The organism is Marinoscillum sp. 108 (assembly GCF_902506655.1).
Taxonomy (GTDB): domain Bacteria; phylum Bacteroidota; class Bacteroidia; order Cytophagales; family Cyclobacteriaceae; genus Marinoscillum; species Marinoscillum luteum.
The window spans coordinates 70,651-94,597 of record NZ_LR734817.1; the positions used below are offsets into that span (position 1 = coordinate 70,651).

At 45.4% G+C, this 23,947-nt stretch carries 19 protein-coding genes; 5 read left to right on the forward strand and 14 right to left on the reverse strand.

From position 1 onward, the window contains the following. Positions 1–73: 73 nt before the first annotated feature. The 12 genes from GV030_RS17670 to GV030_RS17725 form a co-directional block, all read right to left on the reverse strand. Positions 74–637 carry a DUF502 domain-containing protein gene (locus GV030_RS17670; RefSeq protein WP_159584688.1) on the reverse strand — a complete coding sequence of 188 codons (564 nt, stop codon included), beginning with the start codon at positions 635–637 and terminating at the stop codon, positions 74–76. An 82-nt stretch (positions 638–719) separates the two neighbouring features. Continuing rightward, entirely contained in the window at positions 720–1,331 is a 612-nt protein-coding gene (gene nqrE / locus GV030_RS17675) for an NADH:ubiquinone reductase (Na(+)-transporting) subunit E (protein WP_159584689.1), read from the reverse strand. 13 nt (positions 1,332–1,344) lie between these two features. After that, complete coding sequence (locus GV030_RS17680; protein WP_159584690.1) at positions 1,345–2,025, reverse strand: NADH:ubiquinone reductase (Na(+)-transporting) subunit D; 681 nt, start codon at positions 2,023–2,025, stop codon at positions 1,345–1,347. A gap of 19 nt (positions 2,026–2,044) precedes the next feature. Then, positions 2,045–2,752, reverse strand: a complete 708-nt coding sequence (nqrC, locus tag GV030_RS17685) for an NADH:ubiquinone reductase (Na(+)-transporting) subunit C (RefSeq protein ID WP_370519081.1) — start codon at positions 2,750–2,752, stop codon at positions 2,045–2,047. A gap of 40 nt (positions 2,753–2,792) precedes the next feature. Beyond that, a complete protein-coding gene (locus GV030_RS17690; RefSeq protein WP_159584692.1) occupies positions 2,793–3,983 on the reverse strand; it encodes an NADH:ubiquinone reductase (Na(+)-transporting) subunit B in 1,191 nt (396 codons plus the stop codon). A gap of 8 nt (positions 3,984–3,991) precedes the next feature. Beyond that, positions 3,992–5,356 (reverse strand): Na(+)-translocating NADH-quinone reductase subunit A, encoded by a 1,365-nt coding sequence (locus GV030_RS17695; protein ID WP_159584693.1) that lies wholly within the window; start codon positions 5,354–5,356, stop codon positions 3,992–3,994. 111 nt (positions 5,357–5,467) lie between these two features. Further along, a complete protein-coding gene (locus GV030_RS17700) occupies positions 5,468–6,364 on the reverse strand; it encodes a 4-hydroxy-3-methylbut-2-enyl diphosphate reductase (RefSeq protein WP_159584694.1) in 897 nt (298 codons plus the stop codon). Beyond that, on the reverse strand, positions 6,354–7,019 hold the full coding sequence (gene cmk, locus GV030_RS17705) for a (d)CMP kinase (RefSeq protein WP_159584695.1): 666 nt from the start codon (positions 7,017–7,019) through the stop codon (positions 6,354–6,356). The genes GV030_RS17700 and cmk overlap by 11 nt, the downstream gene beginning before the upstream one ends. Before the next feature lie 148 nt (positions 7,020–7,167). Further along, positions 7,168–8,040: an ACP S-malonyltransferase gene (gene fabD, locus GV030_RS17710; protein ID WP_159584696.1), complete on the reverse strand. Its 873-nt coding sequence runs from the start codon at positions 8,038–8,040 to the stop codon at positions 7,168–7,170. A 51-nt stretch (positions 8,041–8,091) separates the two neighbouring features. Then, positions 8,092–8,532, reverse strand: coding sequence for a thiol-disulfide oxidoreductase DCC family protein (locus GV030_RS17715; RefSeq protein WP_159584697.1), 441 nt, complete (start codon positions 8,530–8,532; stop codon positions 8,092–8,094). Then, positions 8,496–11,369, reverse strand: coding sequence for a gliding motility-associated C-terminal domain-containing protein (locus GV030_RS17720; protein WP_159584698.1), 2,874 nt, complete (start codon positions 11,367–11,369; stop codon positions 8,496–8,498). Before GV030_RS17720 ends, GV030_RS17715 begins: the two co-directional genes overlap by 37 nt. A 5-nt stretch (positions 11,370–11,374) precedes the next feature. Beyond that, complete coding sequence (locus GV030_RS17725; RefSeq protein ID WP_159584699.1) at positions 11,375–12,712, reverse strand: T9SS type A sorting domain-containing protein; 1,338 nt, start codon at positions 12,710–12,712, stop codon at positions 11,375–11,377. A 169-nt stretch (positions 12,713–12,881) separates the two neighbouring features. Between GV030_RS17725 and GV030_RS17730 the strand changes: the two genes are divergently transcribed. From GV030_RS17730 to GV030_RS17745, 4 genes are all read left to right on the forward strand, one after another. Further along, positions 12,882–13,547 (forward strand): succinate dehydrogenase cytochrome b subunit, encoded by a 666-nt coding sequence (locus tag GV030_RS17730; RefSeq protein ID WP_159584700.1) that lies wholly within the window; start codon positions 12,882–12,884, stop codon positions 13,545–13,547. Positions 13,548–13,554: 7 nt separating this feature from the next. Beyond that, positions 13,555–15,564: a fumarate reductase/succinate dehydrogenase flavoprotein subunit gene (locus GV030_RS17735; RefSeq protein WP_159584701.1), complete on the forward strand. Its 2,010-nt coding sequence runs from the start codon at positions 13,555–13,557 to the stop codon at positions 15,562–15,564. Between the two features lie 38 nt (positions 15,565–15,602). Next, positions 15,603–16,346, forward strand: a complete 744-nt coding sequence (locus tag GV030_RS17740) for a succinate dehydrogenase/fumarate reductase iron-sulfur subunit (protein WP_159584702.1) — start codon at positions 15,603–15,605, stop codon at positions 16,344–16,346. Between the two features lie 94 nt (positions 16,347–16,440). Beyond that, a complete protein-coding gene (locus GV030_RS17745; protein WP_159584703.1) occupies positions 16,441–19,155 on the forward strand; it encodes a hypothetical protein in 2,715 nt (904 codons plus the stop codon). Here the strand turns inward: GV030_RS17745 and GV030_RS17750 are convergent. Further along, positions 19,152–20,558 carry an MATE family efflux transporter gene (locus GV030_RS17750; RefSeq protein ID WP_159584704.1) on the reverse strand — a complete coding sequence of 469 codons (1,407 nt, stop codon included), beginning with the start codon at positions 20,556–20,558 and terminating at the stop codon, positions 19,152–19,154. The genes GV030_RS17745 and GV030_RS17750 overlap by 4 nt on opposite strands. 337 nt (positions 20,559–20,895) lie before the next feature. Here GV030_RS17750 and GV030_RS17755 point away from each other — a divergent pair, with 337 nt between their 5' ends. Next, complete coding sequence (locus GV030_RS17755) at positions 20,896–21,891, forward strand: hypothetical protein (RefSeq protein WP_159584705.1); 996 nt, start codon at positions 20,896–20,898, stop codon at positions 21,889–21,891. Here the strand turns inward: GV030_RS17755 and GV030_RS17760 are convergent. Next, a complete protein-coding gene (locus GV030_RS17760) occupies positions 21,888–23,930 on the reverse strand; it encodes a M3 family metallopeptidase (protein ID WP_159584706.1) in 2,043 nt (680 codons plus the stop codon). The two genes, GV030_RS17755 and GV030_RS17760, sit on opposite strands and share 4 nt — an antisense overlap. Positions 23,931–23,947 lie beyond the last annotated feature (17 nt).

The following is a 23,947-nucleotide window of genomic DNA, read 5'->3' on the forward strand; positions in this document are numbered from 1 at the left end:
GACAAAATTATCAACTATTAATAACCAATAGCAAGCTTAAAAGGAGTTATTTTTATTTTAATCACCAAATATTTTATGGCTTTCTTTTGATTGCACCAGATACTCCACCTGACACAATGTACTTCATAAGCTCAGTATTGCTGCCTTCAAGGGTCATTAGTCTCGACTTATCCACGATGAAAACATTGCCGGAAAAGTTATACGAATGTGGTAGGTAAACGGTTACCATTCCGGGCAGGCCAATTTCAGATAAATCTTTCTGGGTGATGAAGCCAGGCTTATAGAGCATGCCATGCTCGTCAAAAGGGACCAACACAGGCGTATCAAATTTCTTTTTGTCCCCCACGAAAGCCGTCACCAGATCATTAATAGCCGTGTAGAGAAAGCTCACAATCGGTATTTTCTTCAGGATATCATTGAACAGGTCAAAAAATGGCTTAGCAAAAAGTGTATTGGCGAGGTAGCCGATAAAGGCTGTTACAAATAGCACCGTGATCATGCCCAGTCCAGGAATACTGATGGGAAGCAAACTATCAGTCCACTTCACCATCTCTACGATGATGTAAACGGTCAAGCTAACTGGCGTAACCAGCAACAAGCCTCTCAGGAAATACCTTAGTAATGATTGAATGTACATAGCTGCTTTTTAGGGATGAAGTTAAAACAAAAAAGGCTTTGTCGCATTCGACAAAGCCCTTTGAATTTCTTAAATGAATCTCTTAAAGTGCGATACCAATGAACGACTTGAAGGCCAATCCCATCAAACCAGTGATGAGCATCGTGATTCCCAAACCTTTCAATCCATCGGGCACACTTGAATATTTCAACTTTTCGCGAATGGCTGCCAATGCAATAATGGCCAAAAACCAACCTAGCCCTGAACCAAAACCGTAGGCAGTGGCCTGAGCGATGGTGTAATCTCTCTGTACCATAAACAACGAAGCTCCAAGAATGGCGCAGTTTACAGCGATCAACGGAAGGAAAATACCCAGTGATCCGTAAAGCGATGGAGAAAACTTCTCGATTACCATTTCTACCAACTGTACCATAGAGGCGATTACAGCGATAAACATGATGAACTGAAGGAATGTCAAATCCACCGTAGCAAAATCAGAACCCAACCAGGCTAAAGCACCTTCCTTGAGGACATATTCTTGCAAAAGCCAGTTAACAGGAACTGTAATCGTCAAAACAAAAATCACAGCCAATCCAAGACCAAAGGCCGTAGAAACTTTCTTAGAAACTGCCAGAAATGAACACATGCCCAAAAAGTAGGCAAAGATCATGTTGTCAATGAAAGTGGCTTTGAGTGCTATATTAAAAATTTCCATGATGTCTTTTAGCTTAGTGTTCTACGTAACCTGTTTTTGATCTCTGGACCCAAATAAGAATTCCCAATACCATAAAGGCGCCTATGGAATCCACCATGAGACCATTTGTTGGGAAATTTGGAAGTCCAATCGCCTCAAACACTTTAAAATCGAAGATCGAACCTGATCCAAAGAGTTCCCTGAAGAAGGCTACTACCAGGATGATCCAGGCATAACCAAATCCACTTCCCAAACCATCCAGAATAGAATCATAAGGTTTGTTGGCCATGGCAAATGCTTCCAACCTACCCATCACGATACAGTTGGTGATAATCAGTCCAACAAAGGCTCCGAGTACCTTATACATATCAAAATAATAAGCTTTCAGTACCTCACTCACCAAAGTTACGAGCGTCGCAATGATCGCCAGCTGAACTATGATCCTGACCCGCCCGGGAATCAGGTTTCTCATAAGTGATATGATCAGGTTAGAAAAAACTATAACAGATACCACTGCGATAGACATCACCAATGTGGGTTCCATTTTGATGGTAATGGCCAGGGCTGAACAAATACCCAATACCTGAATGGTGATCGGATTATCTTCGTTCAAGGGATCCGACACAATTCGTCTTCTTCTTTTTGAAAAAAGCGCTTCGGCAGGCTGTTTTACTTCCTCTTTTACTTCTGGTGCTTCTAATGCTTCAGTACTCATAATTTGAGTTATTTGAAAATTAATTAACTGCTACGCTACTTCCGTTAGCCTTTACTTTTTTAATATATCCCTGATAACAAGTGAGGTAATTAACCATCATCTCATTTACACCCTTCCCGGTTAAAGTGGCTCCGGACATTCCATCCACCTCATGAGCAGTGAGGTTAGGATTACCCTCCCCCTTCACCATTTTGACAGAAACCAGTTCATCATTATCATTATAAAGTTCCTTCCCTTCGAAACGCTCTTGCACTACATCACTTGTGATTCTGGCGCCAAGTCCGGGAGTTTCCTGCTTATGATCAAAGGCCACACCACGGATGGTGTTCAAGTCGCTACCCACAGCCAGATAACCGGAAATCCAATCCCAGAGCCCTGAGCCAAACATCGGAAAGATGTACGCCTCTACTTTGGATGGATCCTGATCGTTCATGAACTTAAACACGGGATATAAACGATCCTCTGCCGCTAAGCGATAGTTCTTCTGAATGCTCACCTTTTCTGCCACCACAGGATTTCCTTTGGCATCCTGAGTCACCACATTCCCATTATAATCCACAACCAGGGATTGCACCTTTTGATCATAGAGGGCAAGCAGCTCGTTGGGTTCTTTGATGGATGAGATATCCATTACCGCTCCCAAAATCTTCTTCTTGGTATCCAGCTCTACCTGTTTATCCTGAGCAGGCTTAAGTCCTACGGAGGCAAGTGACAGCAGACCGCCCAAAACTACTGTTAGGACAATCGAAAATAAGATAATGTATGTATTAGACCGTTGCACGTTTTAATCTTCGTTTTTTGTTAGCATCTACTACGTAATAATCAATAAGTGGAGCGAAAACGTTCATAAACAGAATCGCCAGCATGATTCCCTCAGGATAAGCCGGATTCACCACTCTGATGAGCACTGTAAGCAATCCAATCAGGAAACCATAAATCCATTTGCCCACTTCAGTCTGTGCAGCAGATACAGGATCTGTTGCCATAAACACCGCTCCAAAGGCCAAACCGCCGATCACCAAATGGTACTCTGCGGGAAGTTCCATGTATGAGTTAGATCCTACAAGATTGAATACCACTCCCATGAAATAAGCTCCACCAAATACACTGGCAATGATTTTCCAGCTACCCACACCAGTTCCTATCAGAATCACCGCTCCGATCAGACACATTAAGGTAGAAGTTTCCCCGATGGATCCCGGGATCAGTCCCATAAATAGATTCCAGAAGGAATACATCCCGTCATACCAATGTGCCGACATATCCGCCATCATATTGGTGCCGTTAGAAACAGCTGTAGCTCCATAAGCCAAAACAGTAGCCCCACTGTAAGCATCCACAGGCTGCTTATCTCCAAAGTAAGTCCATACCTCGCCCGAAATATTAGATGGGTAAGCGAAATAAAGGAAAGCTCTTGCGGTAAGGGCCACATTCAGGATATTCATCCCGGTGCCACCGAAGGCCTCCTTGCCGATCACCACCGCAAAAATGGTGGCCAGGGCTACCTGCCATAAAGGAATGGTAGGAGGCATGATCAAGGCTATGAGCATACCAGTAACCAGATAACCCTCACTAATCGGGTGATTTCTGATCACACAAAAGGTAAATTCTGTAAGCAAACCCACTGAATAGGAAACGATAAGAATAGGAACTACCGCAATAGCTCCAATCAATAGCTTATCCAATAAAACAGCATCTTCACCCACAGAAATGAAATGTTGATGTCCAACATTCCACATACCGAATAGCAGGGCGGGAATCATAGCAATCACCACAGTGATCATGATACGCTTCAAATCCACAGCATCCTTAATCTGCGTGCCTTTATTGCCAGTGGTGAGGTCAGGTGCAAATGCGATGGTACGATGCCCTTCGTACAAAGTGTAGAATTTCTCCCACTTTCCGCCCTTCTCAAAATTTGGCTTTAGTTTATCAAACAGGTTTTGTAATGGCTTCATGTTTATGATTAGCTATTTTTTATCATTTCTATACCCTCCCTCAAAATCTTCTGTATCTCATTCTTAGAAGGATCTATGAACTCACACAGGGCCACATCCTCTTCTACCAGTTCAAAGATTCCAAGTGCCTCCATGTCATCATAATCCTCCGAGATAATCGCCTTGAAAAGATAAGTAGGTAAGATGTCCATCGGAAGGACTTTCTCAAACTCTCCGGAAACCACAAATGGACGATCTTCTCCGTGTGTATTGGTGTCAACCGTGTATTCTTTTCCTCTGCTCAGGAATGAGAGTAGACCGATCGCTTTATGAAAGCTCAGTTTTTTGGTAGATGGCTTGATCCATCCCAAAAACTCTTCATAGTCTCCTTCAGGAATAACTGTGACCTGGTTATGATAATACCCGAGATAACCTGCCTTACCGCAATTCTCACCTGTCAAAGGATTCCCTGCAATAAATCGCAAATGACCAGTAGGTACTTCGCTACCAAATAATTTTTCGAGCATCACACCAGAGTAAGTCTTTACATAACCTGGGTTTTTCACCTCAGAGCCTGTGACCGCCACGAGTTTAGATGCATCATATTTTCCTTCTAAGAACAGCTGGCCAATCTGAGCCACTCCGTACGGAGCCACTGTCCACACAATGTCTTTTTTGCTAATTGGATCCAGGTGATGAATCTGCACACCTACGTTTCCAGCAGGGTGAGGCCCTGAAAACTTATTCAGCTCTACACCATTGGCCTGAGCGAAAACCTGAGGAACCTCAGCTTGCCCATTGATATTGAGGTGCACCTTACCGGGTGTCAATTTCCTGAGAACATCCAGCCCTGCCTGAAAGAATTTTTCTTTGTCGCCCAACTGGAAGGCCACGTCTGGTGCCAGTGGATTGGTATCAAATGCCGAAATGAAGATCGCTTTGGGAGTATCCTCAGCATTGGCTACGATTCCGAATGGTCTCTGGATGATATTTGGCCATACCCCACCTGCCTGCATTTGCTCGAGGGCCTCCTCTTTAGACAAATTAGCCAGATCAGAAGTTGAGAAAGTCTTAAACTTCTCAAAAACCACTTCTTTGTCTGCCAGTATCTTTATCTCCAGTAGTTTTCTCTTTTCTCCGCGCTTAATTTCTACCACTTCACCACTTACAGGAGAGCAGTACTTCACACCTTCCGACATTTTATCGTATAGCATGGCTGTACCTGCCTTCACAGTATCTCCTTCTTTGACCAAAAGTTTTGGTCTGGACATGTTGATGAAATCGGTAGGTTTTAAAGCGTAAGTTTCTGAATGAGAAGACTCTGAGATTTTCTTTTCCGGTTTTCCGGCCAGGTTAATATCAAAACCTCTTTTTAGCTTTATCGTTTTCGACATTTTGTATAGTTGCGATCTACTTGAAAATCTGAGCAAAAATACAAAAAAAATGTTCAAATGAAATGTTTGGCAGCATCAATAGAAAACTGTTTTTCCACATCAGGAAAAGAGTCAGACTCCTGCCAACTGAGGCTCCTGCGCCTGTAAGAAATCCGCTACTTTTTCCATCAACCAGCGGGGCGTAGAAGTGGCTCCACAAATACCCACCCGATCCTCCTGACGAATCCAATCCAGGTCGATCTCAGTTTCATTTTCGATGAAGTAACTCCGGGTATTATTTTCCAGACATACATTATATAAAGCTCGGCCATTGGAACTCTTCTTTCCGGAAACAAAAAGCACGACATCATGCTTATGGGAAAACTCCACCATTTTGGGCTCCCTGTTCGAAACCTGACGGCAGATGCTGTCATTGGCGTTAAAGTCCTCTACTGTGAACTCACCCTTTTCCTTTTTAATTCGCTCCTCTATCAGCTCCTTGATGTGATAAAAGCCCTTGGTGCTTTTGGTGGTCTGACTGTACAGTGTGACTGGTCTGGCAAAATCAATCTGATCCAAATCCTCCTCTGAGGTGATAATAATCGCCTCATCATTGGTTTGTCCAGTCAGTCCGATCACTTCGGCATGTCCCGGCTTGCCATAGATGACCACCTGACCATTGCTGGTCACGGCTTTGTCGTAGGAGTGCTTAATTCTGTTTTGAAGTTTCAATACCACCGGACAGGAGGCATCAATCAGTTCAATGTTGTTTTTCAGAGCTGTTTCATAAGTCTCTGGTGGCTCACCATGTGCCCGGATCAGCACCTTACAGTCATGCAACTCCTCCAGTTCTTCTCTGGTAATGGTTCTCAAACCCTTGGCGTATAAGCGCTCTACTTCCATGGCATTGTGCACGATATCCCCGAGACAATAGAGCTCCTGCCCGCCTTCCATTTCGTCTTCGGCCATTTGTATGGCAAACTCAACTCCGAAACAATACCCTGAATGTGGATCTATCTCAACTTGCATGGATTTTCTCTTTGGCTAGGGATACAATTTTATGAACCTGATCGGCAAAAGTCAAATTTGAGGTATCTATTTCTACAGCATCCTCTGCCTTCCGCAGTGGGGATTCAGACCTTGTGGAATCAATTTCATCACGCTGTGATAAATTATTTTCGATCACATTAAGTTCCTCAATGATGCCCTTTTCTGCTAATTCACTCTGGCGCCGCTCAGCCCGAATCCTGGTATCGGCTGTCATAAATACCTTGAGTTCAGCACCCGGAAACACCACCGTACCAATATCCCTTCCGTCCATCACGATCCCTTTGCCCTTTCCTATTTTCTGTTGCTGGGCCACCATGGCATGTCTCACCACTGCGATAGTGCTTACCGCACTCACATGCTCATTGACCCGCATGGTGCGAATTTCATTTGATACGTCCAGACCATTCAGCAACACATGACCTTCCTCAAAGCGAATATCCAGTGTGTCCAAAGCATGCTCAACCTGGCTCGCGTCATCCAAAGAAACGTCTTGTTCCAGAAAATAGAGAGTGGTGGCCCTGTACATCGCTCCACTATCTATATAGGTATAGCCCAGCTCACCGGCTACTTTTTTAGCGGTAGAGCTTTTTCCTGTACCCGAAAAGCCATCTATGGCAATGGTAATCTTATGCATCAACAGTCTTTGATTGGGCAAGGTATCGGTTTCCCTTTCTTGATTTGTCTGCTTTTATCTATCGAGTTTGAGGGGCCTTTTCGGCACCCTCCCACGATCAAAAGCAAGGCAATAGAAATCATTAGTGATATGGAACGGAGGTGTCGCATCAGATGCTGGCAGTCTCTACTCCCGAATCTATCTTCCTGATCAATCCTTGTAGCACTTTTCCAGGACCACATTCCACAAATGACGTGGCTCCGTCTGCGATCATGGCATTCACACTCTGTGTCCACCTAACTGGTGCAGTAAGCTGAGAAACCAGATTGGACTTGATCTCCATAATGTCAATATGCCCCTTGGCATCCACATTTTGATAAACAGGACACTTGGGTGCGCCAAAAGTCGTGGCTTCAATGGCCGCCGCCAGTTCTTCACGTGCAGGTTCCATCAAAGGCGAATGGAAGGCACCCCCTACCGGCAATATCAACGCTCTTTTTGCGCCAGCGGCTTTCAGTTGCTCGCAAGCTATTTCCACACCCTTGATGGAGCCTGAGATAACCAGCTGACCCGGGCAATTGTAATTGGCTGCAACGACCACCTCATCGATGCCTGCACAAATCTCTTCTACTACCTCGTCAGCCAACCCCAAAACTGCGGCCATCGTGGACTCCTGCAGCTCACAGGCCTTTTGCATTGCCATTGCTCGCTTAGACACCAATGTGAGTCCGTCCTCAAAACTCAGCGCACCATTGGCCACAAGTGCTGAAAACTCCCCGAGGGAATGACCGGCCACCATATCTGGCTCGAAGGCATCGGAAATCAAAGCGGTAACCACACTGTGTAAAAAAATGGCCGGTTGTGTCACTTTGGTCTGCTTGAGCTCATCGGCCGTACCCTCAAACATGATCGTTGAAAGTTTGAAACCTAAAACATCATCAGCCTGATCAAAGAGTTGCTTAGCCTTAGGGCTGCTATCGTACAAATCCTTCCCCATACCAGGAAACTGTGCTCCCTGCCCAGGGAATACAAATGACTTCATATGTTACGTTTTGAGTTGATTGGTTATTTAAGCGGGCAAAGCTACGAAACATCAGTAAGAATCGAGAAATCTTTCCTTCAAATCGGGCGTAGGCACCCGGCATGTTTCCCGCTTTCCAAACCACCGGTAGCGGTTTTTGGCAATCCAGTCATAAATGAAATCTCTGATAAACTTCGGAATGATTTTAAAAACCAGGAGCAGACGCCATGGACCTCCCAAAAGCATCCCTATCTCCAGCGCTGCACCACTTTTGTGGTATAATCGACCCTTTTTCAGTAGAAGTATGCTCTGAAGCAAAGATGGATCCACCTGATATTGGTCCAATTTCCCTTTGGCAAAGTCAGACTGAAGCGAAGCAAAATGAAATTGTTTGTCCGTATCCCGGTCTATTACAAAATTCACTGCGGAATTACAGAGATTACACACCCCGTCAAAAAAGATAATGGGAGTATCTGCTACTTCAGAATTTGCAACCAACCGTTCAACGTCCATTTGGTGTCTTTAGGGTTTAGCACATCCACAGTGACTTCAGCTACATAATAGTAAACCCCTGCGGGGAGCTCCTGTCCCCATTTGTTCTTTCCATCCCAATTAATGTAAATCCCTTCCGGGTTTTCAAATGAATTGTAGACATACAGCTCCGATCCCGATCGGTCAAAAACCCTGAAATCTACCTGAAGGACAAACCTGGGACAATCCGCATCGTTGAAACTGGCAATGTTGAGTCCTTTTTTATAAAGTGGACTGAAAACATCATTGATGCCATCATTATTGGGAGTGAAAACATTCGGCAGTTTATAGACCGGACAGTTGTCATTGCAGATTTCCTCTGTCAGCTCACTCTCATTACCAGACCTGTCTACAGCTGAGATCCTGTAGCAACCCTTCAGAGAGGTAAGATCCGTATGATCAAACCGTGTATCCGACGGGGTAGCAATGATTGAATAGTCTTCTTCGCGACCACTCGGCGTGAAGTACACATTGTAGAAGGAGATATCATCATCACAATCCGGATTTTCGTCAGATGTCCAGCTCAGACTCTGAGTATAGTTATTAGAACCACAAGGTTGACTGGCCAACATACTCGCACAATCCATTTGATCGGCAATGGTCACCACCGGAGGTGAACAAGGTGGAATGGTATCGTTGGGCTGGCCACATCCTATTTGGGAGCGATTGATCAAGGGTTCTGGAAGCAAAGGATTGAAGTAAGAGCCCTGAGCAGTCACCGCATAGCAGTATTCTATGTCTTCATCCAGCACCTCTCCATTAAAATCACCATTGTCCAGGTAGTAAAAACCTTCAGATGTAACATCCACAGAATCTATCAGCACCATTTGATCCAGATCCGTACTCACTACCTGATCCCTATAGATATAATGGTATGGATAATCCTGAACAGTATTGGACCAGGGTACCGATGCTGCCCAATTGAGCTCAATTGACTTCAACAAAGGCCTCAGGGCCAACCGCACGCTACTGGCTGTGGCTGATGAGTCCACCAGCACACCCCCGGCATCATAAAAGCGTACAAAATAATGGTAAGCATTTGCGAATGTATTGAGGCCAATATCGGTAAACACCGTATCGGTAATACCTGATGCTATTAGCTGATAAGGTTTGGTAGCGGAGGGATTCAAACCCTCCGCACGGAAAATATCATATTTATAGTCAGGAGGGTACAGTATCTGGTCTATCTGATACGGCGGAGCCCAGCGGACCAAAATCCTTCCATCCGTTTCACTGGTAGTGAGCACGTCCACATTGGTGATGGCTGGTGCATCGATGACGATGCTATCGCATACTTCCTCAGACACATAGCTCTCACCACCACCCGGCAAAGGGAAAGTAGCGACTAACCTGTAGCAATATTTCGCGCCGGGAGCCAGACCTTTCCCATCGTTGTTATCCAGGTATTCTGTGATCGGATTTTGAGTGTCGGGATCCAGCATGGGGATTTCATCGATCAGTCTGTAGCCCGAATTAGCAGGCATCCCTACATTACACTCGTCAGCCTCTATTTCAAACTCCCCCACTCTCCTCCATATCTGCATAGATTCGGCATTCACACAATTATATTTATCCCACTTCAGCCTGATGGATTTTCCTGTTTGAAGACTCGACTCCAGGCCTTTCGGAGAAGGCCCCACCACAGTGATCAATAGGGTTTCAAAATTCACTAATCTAGGCCCTACATCTGGGTTATCGGTGACCTTGAACTGCACCTCATAGGGTCGCACGCGCACATGGCCACATTCTGTTTCCCACTCAAACGATAAAAAACCTGGGGGGCCCTGAAAGGTGGCAGGATCCGGCTTGTAAGTGGCTGAACTACCATTCACTTCAAAAGGACCTCCATAGGCCTCAAGCTTCACCTGCTGTCCATCAGGATCAGTACCCTGAATAATCTCGCTGACAGTCTCTCCAGCTTCTACGCACAAATCCTCCGGCACTTCCAGTTCCGGGCGTTCATTATCTGTTTTCTTCACTATGATTTGCATATCTCGGGTCACATACCCAAGCTTAAACCACTGCCCCGCCACTTGCCGCCACTCTTCAATGACAAAGGCCACATTGTATTCAGCCACATCTCCCTGATTCAGCACGTCGCCCGGAGCATCCCACTCCAGGTCTCCCCGCACCGGGTCCATTGTCAGTTTAGCGAAATCATTCAGCGCTTCATTGCCCTGATTGGGGATGGTGTAAAATTCGGGAGCATTCATAACACGATAGTTATTCACCTCGGCACCACGGGCCTGCTTAGGGATTACAAATTTGTACGAAAGGCTGTCTCCGTCCGGATCAAAGGCTCCGGGGTTATGAATAAATTTGGCACCCACTGCGGCAAAGTCTATAGGGGGCACTAAAAGCACAGGCGTGTTATTCAAACCGAAAAAAGGGTCGATCACAATCATGGACTCCACATAAAACGTGGTATTCACTGAATTATCCATGTTAATGATTCCCTCATTGCGAAACTTCTCTTCATAACTCACCACGTAGGAGTTGGCAGCCTGGTAGGTATGCACCACTTTGAACTGCACCATTTCTATTTCATTGTCGATAGGCGTCTCCACAATATTGAAACCCCGCTCCTGAATTTCGCTATCGCCAAACCGAAAAATACCATCACCAAAATGAATGACCGATCCGGAATCCCGATATCCGGTGAAAGTAAATTCATAAGTCAACGTGAGATTGTTGATTCGCTTGGCGGTGATTTCACCTGCACGAATGTGAGTGGCATAAGCACTACTGATGCTCAAACCCAACAGGATGAGCCAGCAAGCTATTTTGATAACGAAAGGATTAACCGTGCTATTCTTCATTCAAATCATTCAACAATTAGCAACTTTTTCACCCCAATCAAACGATCAAAACCATCGAAAAATTGGATAATATAAGTTCCAGGCTGCAAATTACCTTGATGGCTTAAAGATACTAAAGGATTTTGGACCATTTCTGCATAAATCTGTTTGCCCGATAGGGTAATGATTTTATAATAGGAAAGGTTGCCTGATCTATCGTTTATTTTAAAATCTCCATCCGACGGATTGGGATACACAGAAATATCTTCCGAATGGGGTGGAGCACCAGTCACCACACTTCTGATCGCTGTAAATGATTCACAATCCTGACTGTAAAAAACATTCCTACTCTGGACATAACCCTCGGAGTGGACCCTGATATGCCCATAATCGTAGCTTTTTGTGGATGGAATCAGATCAAAATAAAAAATGGTGTCTTTATGAATAGATAGGTCATTCAGGGAAGCAGAAGTACTCCCATCCAACAACTGATAAAAAGGCAGCTCCACTTGTAAAGAGCACTGGTCTACCTGCTGCACCTTCAGGTAAAACTCCTCCGCATCACACACTGAAAGCACGCCTTCTAAAGTTGGGTGATCCAGTGAAGAAGCGATGACTTCAGCATTAAAATCCAAAATCGTCTGACTCAGTGTAAACCAACTTCCCTCCTGCTCTCTCATCTCCTCCACCTGGATGGCAAAAGTATAAAGTGGCTCATGTCCAGAGGGATGATCCCCTACATCCCATGACATATTACCGGTAAAAGGGTCCATTGCAGCTCCTGCAAAATGATAGCCGGATACTGGCATATCCCTCCCTTTCTTCGGTGTAACCAAACTAAAGACCAGCAAATCCCCATCTGCATCATTCACTTGTAAGGCCTGAGCAAACCTACCCGCGTTGGCAGCTAGCAATAAATGCGATGCATCAAACACCGGAAAAGAGTTTTGAAAAAACGGATCGATCAAAAAAGTAGTCTCTATATAAAAACTTTCATTGCCAGAGTTATTGACATTCATGACTCCTTCAGTCCGGTGGTTCTCCACATAACTCACCTTGTACGCTCCGGGAGCAGCGTAGGTATGTGACACCTCAAAGGCAACCAAATCATGATGATCTGATATCGGCTTGCGGTTCACTACCACCTCCGCACTATTGACTGCTCCGTCACCGAAAGACAAAACTCCGCTCCCAAAGTGGACAGAGGAAGCTGCGTCACTAAAACCACAGACACTGAATGTGACAGTAGTACCTTCCACCTTTTTGATACTGATGTACCCACCAGCAATGTGCGTAGCACCTGCCGTATACGCTATCACAGACAGCATGAAAGCAATAAATATTTTTCTTGATTCTTCAAACATCTCAGATAAACACAGGGTTCGCCATTCAAAACAGTTAAATTAGAGAATAACCCCTAACTGAACTTAAACTAAGTTATTTAGACAGATTCAAAATAAGGCCGTAGATTGTTTGGGTGGAACTTGGGGACTACCTTTGAATCCGACATAAATTAGAAATTCAGATAATCATATGAGTTGGTTTTCCAATACCTTTTCGAGTACCATAGGCAGAAAGTTTGCTATGGCCCTTTCGGCAATATTCCTGGTCTTATTCCTGCTAATGCACCTGACGACCAACATGCTTTCGGTGATCAGTGCAGATGCCTTTAATGAGGCCTCCCATTTCATGGGTACCAATCCGGTGGTGCAATTTCTGCTTCAGCCGGTATTGATCTTTGCTGTTGTGTTTCACTTTGTGATGGGGTTTGTGCTGGAAGCAAAAAACAGAGCATCTCGCCCCATGAAGTATGCTAAAAAAGACACTGGAAATGCGACATGGATGTCTCAAAACATGATCTACAGTGGGCTGGTAATACTGGCTTTTCTGGCTCTCCATTTCATCGATTTCTGGATTCCGGAGATCAATTACAAATATGTGGCTCAGTTGCCTGAAGTAACCGACCGCTACTATGGCGAAATGGTACACAAGTTTCAGAATCCACTAAGAGTCGGTGCCTATGTGATTTCCTTTGTGCTGTTAGCCCTTCACTTGCTGCATGGTTTTCAGTCATCGCTTCAGTCCATGGGGATCAACAACAAGTTTACCCCGGCCATCAAAAAATTCACTCAGGCTTATGCCATCGTTATCCCAATAGGATTCGTTTTGATCGCTCTTTATCACTTTATCAATCACTAATCAAGTCATGCAAATAGGTTCTAATTTTCCCTCTCAACTACCAGAAGGCCCACTTGCAGATAAGTGGACAAATTATAAAAATCATATCAACCTGGTTAACCCCGCCAACAAACGCCTTATCGACGTTATCGTTGTTGGAAGCGGACTGGCAGGAGGTTCAGCCTCAGCCACCCTTGCAGAGCTTGGGTATAACGTAAAGACATTTTGCTTTCAGGATTCCCCCAGAAGGGCTCACTCCATTGCAGCTCAGGGTGGTATCAACGCAGCTAAGAATTACCAGGGTGATGGTGACTCTACCTACAGATTATTTTACGATACTGTAAAGGGTGGAGATTACCGCTCTCGTGAGGCCAACGTTTACAGACTGGCCGAAGTTTCTGCCAATATCATTGACCAATGTGTAGCTCAGGGAGTACCCTTTGCCCGTGATTATGGTGGGCTACTGGATAACCGATCATTTGGAGGAGTACTGGTGTCGAGAACATTCTATGCGAAAGGTCAGACGGGTCAGCAGCTCCTACTGGGTGCATACTCGGCCATGAACAGGCAGATAGCCCGTGGGAAAATAAAGATGTACAACCGCCATGAGATGCTGGAACTGGTCATGGTAGACGGAAAAGCACGGGGTATCATTGCCCGTGATCTGGTAACAGGTGAAATAGAAAGGCACTCTGCTCACGCTGTAGTGATTGCTTCCGGTGGATATGGTAACGTATTTTTCCTCTCCACCAACGCCATGGGCAGCAACGTGTCAGCCACCTGGAAAATTCACAAGAAAGGTGCCTGGTTTGCTAACCCATGTTATACCCAAATTCACCCTACCTGTATCCCGGTATCCGGTGATCACCAATCCAAACTGACCCTCATGTCTGAATCATTGAGGAATGACGGCAGAATATGGGTACCCAAAAAGAAAGAAGATGTAGAAGCCATTCGGGCCGGAAAGCTGAAAGCTAAAGACCTGCCTGAGGAAGACCGGGACTATTATCTGGAAAGAAGATATCCCGCCTTTGGTAACCTCGTGCCTCGTGATGTGGCCTCAAGAGCTGCCAAAGAAAGGTGTGATGCCGGATTTGGCGTGAATGCCACCGGAGAAGCCGTATACCTGGACTTTGCTGCAGCCATAGAGCGGTATGGCAAAGAGCAGGCTCACCTGAAAGGACTCGATGAAAATGACAAAAAAGTGGTGACCGACCTGGGCAAGGAAGTGATCAAGTCTAAGTACGGCAATCTTTTCCAGATGTATGAGAAGATCGTAGATGACAATCCATACGAGATGCCCATGATGATCTACCCAGCGGTGCACTACACCATGGGTGGTACCTGGGTGGATTACAACCTGATGTCCACCATCCCGGGCTGTTATGTGATAGGTGAGGCCAACTTCTCAGATCACGGAGCAAACAGACTGGGAGCTTCAGCTCTGATGCAGGGGCTTGCTGATGGATATTTCGTATTGCCCTATACCATAGGAGACTACTTGTCCAATGACATCAGAACAGGGAAAATCCCAACAGATACCCCTGAGTTTGACGAAGCAGAGAAAAGCGTACGGGATCAGTTGGAGAGGCTCATCAACAACAAGGGTACTAAATCAGTCGATTACTTCCACAAGAAGCTGGGCAAAGTAATGTGGGACAAAGTAGGTATGGCCAGAAATGCTCAGGGGTTGAAAGAGGCGATGGTTGAAATCAAAGAAATCCGGGAAGCCTTCTGGAAGGATGTGAAAATCCCGGGTACGCTCAACGAATACAATGAAGAGTTGGCCAAAGCCGGACGAGTAGCTGATTTCCTTGAATTGGGTGAATTGTTTGCCAAAGACGCCTTACACCGTGAGGAATCTTGTGGTGGGCACTTCAGAGAAGAACACCAAACTCCAGAGGGAGAGGCTAAAAGAAACCCTGAATTTCAATATGCTGCTGCCTGGGAATATAAAGGCGAACCCGGAGATGCTGTCCTTCACAAAGAAGAGTTGAAATACGAAAACATCGAAGTAAAAGAAAGAAGTTACAAGTAATAGCCGCAAGGCACTTTACGGAAAATAAATACCGAATTATGGACCTTAAACTAAAAATTTGGCGTCAGAAAAACGCCGGCGATAAAGGGAAGATTGTCAACTATGACATCAAGGATGTGTCCCCTGATATGTCATTCCTGGAAATGCTTGATGTTCTCAACGATGAGCTTATCGGCAAGGGAGACGATCCCGTAGCCTTCGATCATGATTGCAGGGAAGGCATCTGTGGTGCTTGCTCTCTTCAGATCAACGGAAAACCGCATGGTCCGGACTCAGCCATCACCACCTGCCAGCTCCACATGAGAAAATTCAAAGATGGAGACACCGTGTACATCGAACCATTCAGAGCCAAGGCTTTCCCGGTGATCAAGGATTTGATCGTGGACAGAAGCTCTTTTGACAGAATACAGCATGCTGGTGGGTATATTTCGGTGAACACCTCGGGAAACACTCAGGATGCCAATTCGATTCCGATCAATAAGGAAGATGCTGACAATGCATTTGATGCAGCTACTTGTATCGGCTGTGGTGCCTGTGTAGCAGCATGCAAAAACGCATCTGCGATGCTCTTTGTCTCTGCCAAAGTCTCCCAATTTGCCCTGCTGCCTCAGGGACAGGTGGAGCGTAAGATGAGGGCTGAGAAAATGGTGGCACAAATGGATGAAGAAGGCTTCGGCGCTTGTACCAATACTGGTGCATGTGCGGCAGAATGCCCCAAGGAAATTAGCCTGACCAACATAGCCAGGCTGAACCGGGAGTTTCTCTCCTCCAGTTTCACCTAAAACTAAAAATTCAAACCCCGATATCCTCGGGGTTTTTTATTGCGTTTAAATTCAAATGATTCCTTAGTATCTTCGTGCTAAAATCAGCGATCTGTTGAAGCGGTTTCTCCTTTTCTTATCAATTGTATTACTCCTGGGTGCCGGATATTTCACTTATGACAAATGGGTGAAAAACGCTGACCTCACCCTGTGGTCTTTTGTGCCGGGCACTTCCGTTCTGGTCTATGAGACCTCTACACCACTGGTTTCACTGGAGGAAATCAAGCAAACAAGCATCTGGAAAAACCTCAGCTACCTCCAGGAAGTCGAGAACATCGACAAAAACATAGACCTGCTGGACAGCCTGGCTGGCAAGGGAAATTTCCGAAATTTCTTTGCAGAGAATCCATTGCTGATTTCCCTCAATATTACCTCCAGTAAGTCATTTGACTTTCTCTTTGTGGTAGAGATTCAAAACCTCTCGCAGCAAACTTTCATTAGCAAAGCTCAGGCCCATTTCCAGGATGCCAACTACGTGAAGCGCACGAGAGAATACGAAGGGTTTACCATCACCGAACTGGTGGGTGATGGCCCCGACAATAGTTTTACTTACATTTTTTACAAGAACTACTTCATCGGAAGTTTCTCCGCATTTCTGGTGGAAGATGCTATCCGTACAGTCTCCTATGAGGAAACCACGGGATTTGATCAGAAAAATCCAGAGCTGAAACGCCTCACTAAACTCGAAAGAGATCATGGTAACATCTACCTAAACATAGAAAGGGTTCCAGCGCTCATCAATATCTTCACTCAAGATCCCACCAACCTGGATTTGGGTAAATCGGCTTTTCTGGATCTCAAAGTGGGAGATAAAACTGCCAACCTTACCGGCTTTTCTTTTGTAGATCAGCCAACCCAGTTTCTGAGTAATTTCCGCACTTCTTCCGGAGCAGAATTTGACATTGCCAATATCATTCCCATTGAAGCATCCTGGTTTTACCACTTCAGTACAAAGGATCCTGCTGCATTGGGCACATCTCTCCAGCAGTATTATCAAGCCACCGCACCTGATGTTCTAAAATACCAAGCCAAACTCCTGAAGGACGCAGACTTTGATGTGAACTACACCTTCAACCTGATGGATGAAGAAATAGGGTTGATCACGATGGAATCAGCCGCTACCGGCGAACATCACCAACTTCTGATTTTGGAAGTGAACGACATGGGTGAAGCCCTTAAGTTTTTCAACTCAGCAGGCGAGCGACATATGCTCACCACCGGCGACACACTGTATCATGAGCAATACGGTGATTATGAAATCCGTAAGCTTCCCGTTGCCAACTTTCCTTATGCACTATTGGGTAACCTGGCGCGAGGTTTTGAAGATTCCTATTACCTCCAGTATCGCAATAATCTGGTGTTTAGCAACAACCTTCAACAGCTCAAAAATTTCACCATCTCCATAGAAAATGAGGGCACATGGACCAAGTCCCTTCGGATCAGTCACTTTCTGGATCAAACCAATAAAGAGGCCAGCTTCAGCTTGTTTGTGAATACACCAAGAGCGTGGAATCAGCTATTAAACGGCCTGAAGCCATCGTGGAAAGACTATCTCGCTGAGCATCAGTTTTCCTTTAAAAATCTGGAGTTTCTGGCTTTTCAGTTCAGCACAGTGGATGATAAATTTTACACCAACCTCACCATTTATCAGCCAAACCTGCCAAACAGAAGTATACCCGAACGCATCAAAACATTGAGGTCTATCACCCTTCCTGATTTTATCAAAACCAAACCCTGGCTTGTTACCAACCACAATAACAAACTCAAAGAAGTATTTGTGCAGGATACTGCTAATAATGTGTACCTCATTGGTTCCGATTTTTCGGTCATCTGGGATAAGTCCATCTCAGCGCCCATCATCAGTGATGTAAGGCAAATTGATTATTATAAAAATGGAAAACTACAGTACATTTTCGCCACGAAAGAGGCCGTGCACATACTGGATCGCACAGGGGCTTACCTCCCCGAATTTCCTAAAAAACTTGCTCAAATAAAGGAAATAGAGCATTTCGGCATCATTGATTATGACAACACGAAAAATTACCGGTATGCCATCACTGATGACAAAGGCCTGATGTACCTCACCGACAAAGACCTGAAACCCCTGCCAGGCTGGAGTCCTAAAAACTTCGAAAAACCCCTCGTGCAAGCACCATTGCATCGGAGGATAGATGGGAAAGATGTGATCATTGCTATCCGTAAAGATGGTAAGCTCTTTGTCCTCAACCGAAAAGGTGACAACTATGCCAGCTTCCCCCTCGAGACCAACTCGGAAATATCCGACGACCTGTTTGTGAGCAGTGCCAACAGCCTCGATAAATCCACGATTACCCTGCTGACCACCAGTGGTGAGTTAATGGAAATCAGCCTGAAAGGCCGACTTACCCGGCGGGAGCAATTGTACAAACCCGGTGCAAAAACCGATTTTCAGATCATTGAAGACGTGACCGGCGATGCTTACGTTATTTTGCGCAGAACAGAAAATAGCTATGAGGTACTTGATGAAAATGGTCTGGTTTTATTTGAGAAAAACTACTTCTCCAATACTCCACTTTATCATCAGTACTATCATTTGGGAGCAGGTACAGAATTCATTGTTTTTGTGGATCCGGGTGGATCCTACCTCTATCTCTATGACCGAGAGGGTCAATTGCTCACCGGGAGACCCCTTACCGCTACTCAGCCTATTTCGGTCATGCAGTATGAAAATGAGTTCCAGATCTACCGTGCCGTAGACAGAAACCTGGAACTCATCTCTGTGTCATTCTAAACCATCATGGTTTTCCACTTGCCCCTGCGAAAGAGCAGGATGCTGATGACTGCCTGCAAAGAGTGGCAAAATGCAATGGTAAAAAAGACTCCATTTGCCTGCCAGTCCAGATACACTGATAGCCAATAGGCCAGCGGGATTTGTATCACCCAAAAGACAAAGAAATTGACAATCAAAGGGGTTCTGGTATCCCCAGCGCCGTTAAACGCCTGGCTTATCACCATACCGTAAGCAAAAAACACATACCCAAAGCAGATGATCTGCAAAGCGGATACGGCAATCTTTACTACTCCCGGCTGCACGGTGAAAATGCCTATTATGGGCTCTGCAGCCAAATAGAACACCACAGACACTAACCCCAGGAAGATCATATTATAAAAAGCCGTCTTCCACACAGACTCCTCAGCCCTATCGGGAGCTGAAGCTCCGAGGTTTTGCCCCACCAGAGTTGCTGCAGCATTGGACATACCCCATGAAGGTAGAATGGTAAATACAATCACCCTAAAGGCAATGGTGTATCCCGCCAGCGCCTCGGCACCAAATAAGGACATTACCTTCACCAGGAAAATCCAACTGGCAGACTCAATCAGAAACTGGCCCATTCCGCCTAGTGAAATCTTCAGGAGCTCCACTACGGTTTTGAACCTGATCACCACATTGGCCCAACCAATCTTGATAATACCTCGCCTATTCATCAGGTGATACACCTGATAAAGCACACCTATTGATCTCCCTAATGTAGTAGCAATGGCAGCTCCCTCCACTCCATAAGCCGGCACGGGTCCCCATCCGAAAATCAACAGCGGATCCAGGATCAAATTGAGCCCATTGGCCAGCCACAGTGCCCTCATAGCAATGGCAGCATCCCCAGCGCCACGAAATATGGCGTTATTCAAAAAAAGCAAGAAGATACTCAGGTTACCTGCCAGCATAATCTGGGTAAAACCCAATCCCTCAGCGATCAGATCTGGCTTCCCTCCCATTAGGACCAGGATGTCTTCAGCGAAGATATATCCTACACCCCCTAAAAGGGCACCAATGATGACCGCCAGAAAAATAGATTGAAATCCGGCATCACTCGCTTTTTTGAACTTCTTTTCGCCGACCCGGCGTGCCACAATGGCCGTGGTAGCCATGCTCAATCCGATGGCCACAGAATAGATGATCATCAGTACAGACTCGGTGAGTCCCACTGTTGCCACGGCATTGACACTCACCCGCGACACGAAAAAAACATCCGCTACTGCAAAGAGAGATTCCATGACCATCTCTGCAATCATGGGTATTGACAATAAAAAAATGGCTCTGTTAATACTGCCAGAGGTGAATTCACTTTCTGTTCCCTTTAAGGCAGCGATAAATAATTTGAATATTCTCAGAAATTTACTGATAGCTCCAGACATGATAAATGATAATACGATGTAAAAAATTGGAAAAACTCAACTAGGGGGAAACCCCTAAGCACTGCTAAGGAATTAGCAGAATCGGGTACGAGATATGACGGCTATCAGCTTCATAAGAATGCAAAGAAAAACATTTTTTTTCTTAAAAAACAACTCTCAGTTCATCACCCTCCTATTTTTCTGCAAAAAAACATCCAACTGCTTATACCATATACCCAAGGCGATACAAGACCAAAAGCTTCAATTTGCGCCAAAGACGGTCTTTCATGCTACTTTATTAAGTTAAAATTCATATTTTCACCCTTAATACTTATTTTGCTTGGAATCACGGCCTCCTATGAACAAAGATTATAGTGTTTTATTGGAAAATCTTCTCGGAAGAAGATATGACGAAGCACTCCGGGAATCAATAATCTCCGAAGCCTTTGAAGAAAGTGAATACGCCGACTGCCTGAAATATGCACTGGAAGGCATGCAGGAAATTGACCCTTCCTACGCCTACAAAACCTTCCACATCACCAAGAGAATTCAGGAAAAAATCGAAAAGGCTTTCTCCGCCATTAACTTGAGCGTTGATTTTCGTTATCAAGGGGCTATTCAGACAGAAACCCATGTAGTTCTCTATGGGGGAGTGGAACTTTTAGTTTTGGCCAAACCCACTGACAACAAACCATGGAACACCGTATCGAGAATGGCAAGAGAAATCCTGGAAGTACTCTCGGGCGACCTGTCATTCAAAGAAGTAGATTATAGCAATAAGCTTGACATCAGGTTAAGAACCATGAAGCCCACATGTGAAGTGAAAATACTCCCGGCAATTTGGCTGCAAAATCCGGAATACATGACCTCTAAAAGGGAAATAGACCGGGGTATCAGCGAATACAACCTGGCTAAAAAAACTCGTAGAAAGTATCTCCCCTTTCTGAACATTGCCCGAATCAACTCCAAAGACACACGGTGCAATGGCGGATTGAAAAAGATGATCCGGCTACTCTGCACCCTGCAACGGGATGCTCACGAACCCATTGGCCTCAATAACTATCAGATTGGCTCCATGCTCTATGCCATACCTGAGAAGCAACTCAAATTTAACCCTGAGTACTCACTCAGTCTGATTGGTGTGGTGTCTGCACAGCTCAACCGCATTATCACTGATAAAAATTATCGTGAGAAGCTCGTCTCACCAAGTGAAAAAGAGCTGGTTTTTGGTCCCTCTCCAATGATGAAAGAGGAAATACAAAAACTCAAAAACGAGCTGGACAGCCTTGTGGCAGATATTCAGGAGACCCTCAGAGCAGAGGGTAAAACCCTCTACAGCGAGATCAAATATTAACCCAATCCTGCGCGCTTCAGGAGCGCATCGGGTGCAGGAGCTTTCCCTCTAAATTTCTTATAAAGAGTCATCGGGTGTTCGGTACCACCCCTGCTAAGGATGTTTTCTTTGAATGATAGTGCCGTAGCCTTATCAAACACGCCCTTCTCCTGAAAAACGGAAAAGGCATCTGCATCCAAAACCTCTGCCCATTTGTAGCTATAGTATCCGGCCGCATATCCTCCTGCGAAAATGTGCCCAAACTGCACACTCATATTGGTGTTTGGCACTGGCGGAAACAAATCGGTTGAAGCAAACGCTTCGTTCTCCACTGCCCGTACATCAGCCAGCGTCCCTGCCTTTTCAAAGGGAATGTTATGCCAGTTCATATCCAATGCGGCAAAACTCAACTGCCTCACTGTGGCATACGCTTCATGGTATGTAGCACTCTTCTTCAGTCTTTTCACATATTCTGCTGGTATCAGCTCTCCATTTTCAAAATGCTTGGCAAACAGATCCAGACACTCTTTTTCATAACACCAGTTTTCCAAAATCTGTGAAGGCAACTCCACAAAATCCCAGTATACGTGAGTGCCTGATAAACTGGCATAGCGAGTATCTGCCAGCATACCATGCAGCGCATGTCCAAACTCATGAAAGAGGGTGGTGACCTCATCAAACTTGAGCAAGGAAGGCACATCCTCTGAGGAAGGCGTGAAATTGCACACGATAGATACATGCGGAATCACCTTCTCCCCTCCTACTTTCTTCTGATCCCGGTAAGAGGTCATCCATGCGCCTCCACGTTTACCATCCCTCGGGAAAAAATCTGCAAAGAAGATCGCAACGACGGTCCCCTTGCCATCTAACACTTCATAAGCCTGAACATCAGGGTGATACACCGGGATTTCTTCGTTTCTTCGGAAAGAAATATCAAAAAGCCTTTCTGCGGTTTGAAAAACTCCGGAGATCACATTTTCTAATTTAAAATAGGGCTTGGTGAGTTCATCGTCCAGATCATACTTCTTCTTTCTGAGCTTCTCTGAGTAGTAAGCCCAATCCCATCGCTGAAGTTCATGATCAGCACCCAACTCTTGCATGAAAGCACGCAGCTCCTCCACTTCCTCCTTTGCTTTGGGGAGCGCGCGCGTCATCAGGTCATTTAAGAAATCCTCAACTCTGGCAGGAGATTCAGCCATTCGTTCCTCCAGTACATACTCAGCATAGGTACCGTACCCGAGCAACTGTGCCTTCTCAGCCCTCAGCTTGGACAGCTGCAGTACGATCTCCTGATTATCCCGTTCATTTCCTTTCAGGGCTTTGCACATATAGGCCCTGTAAAGCTTCTCCCGGAGTGATCGGTTGTCGGCGTATTCCATCACCGGCATGTAGCTGGGCGCCTGAAGCGTAAAGGCCCATTTCCCTTCATGTCCTTTCTGTTTTGCCGTGCTGGCAGCTCTGCTGATGACATCCTTTGGTAAGCCGGCCAAATCGTCCTTACTCTCCACCAAATACAGGAAATCATTGGTCTCAGCCAGCAGGTTTTCACCAAACTGAAGTGAAAGCCTGGAAAGCTCGATAGAAATCTCCTTGTAACGTTCTTTTTTAGCCCCATCCAGGTCGGCGCCACTTCTCACAAAACCTTTATAGGTTTTGTCCAGCAGCATCGATTGTTCTCCGTCGAGCGACAGGTGCTCACGGTTTTCGAAAACCGTCTTAATCCGCTCCCATAAGCGGGTGTTTTGTTTCACTTCATTATCAAACTCTGACAACAAGGGTGAGGCTTCACGAGCTACCCCTTGCAGCTCGTCATTGGTTTCAGCGGAGTTCAAATTGAACAGAACGGAAGTAACCCGCTCCATAAGAGCTCCGGACTTTTCCAGCGCTTCTATGGTGTTTTCAAAAGTGGCTGGATCAGTAGATTCGGCAATGTTTTGAATTTCCTCACGGGCTTCAGTAATGGCCTGTTTCAGGGCAGGCATATAGTGTTCATTCCTGATCAAATGAAAAGGCGGGACTTCAAAAGGGGTGTTGTATGCAGATAAAAAAGGATTACTCATAAATTCAGTTTGCTTTT